This window comes from Vibrio sp. 1580 (assembly GCF_033340055.1).
The window spans coordinates 1-643 of the sequence record NZ_JAWOVT010000373.1; the positions used below are offsets into that span (position 1 = coordinate 1).

1 protein-coding gene is annotated in these 643 nt (G+C 48.5%); it reads right to left on the minus strand.

Features of this window, described 5'->3' with window-relative positions:
• A partial coding sequence (locus R7093_RS26080; RefSeq protein WP_318147128.1) for a fructose-specific PTS transporter subunit EIIC occupies positions 1 to 643 on the minus strand: 643 nt, incomplete at both ends.

The following is a 643-nucleotide window of genomic DNA, read 5'->3' on the forward strand; positions in this document are numbered from 1 at the left end:
TAGGAAGCCGAACACACAGCCAACGATACCACCAGCAACGATTGAAGGAAGAACGCGTACAGGGTCGTTTGCTGCGAATGGGATAGCACCTTCAGAGATACCGATAGAACCCATGATTGCTGCTGCTTTACCTGCTTCTTGCTCTTGCTTAGTGAACTTCTTCTTGAATAGGAATGTTGCTAGTGCCATACCTAGAGGAGGCGTACAGATTGCAATACCAACACCACCCATTAGCCATGGTTGTGTATCAACTTGAGTTTGAGCGAATAGCGTTGCTACTTTGTTGATTGGACCGCCCATATCGAATGCCGTCATACCACCAAGAATCGTACCTAGAACCACTTTAGAAGCGCCAGCCATAGAAGCTAGGAATTCGTTCATAGAAGCCATGAAGATCTTGATTGGCTCGCCGATACCCCATAGAACGATACCTGCAGAGATAAGCGTACCTAGTAGAGGGTAGATGAAGTAAGCGCCCAACGCAGTCATGTTAGCAGAAAGAGGGATCTTCTTAAGTTGGAATACCACACCACCTGCGATGAAGCCCGCTACGATACAGCCAAGGAAGCCGCCGCCCATGTCAGCCATGATGCCAGAAGAGATCATCGCTGGCGCTAGAGCTGGTTTGTCTGCAATTGAGTAA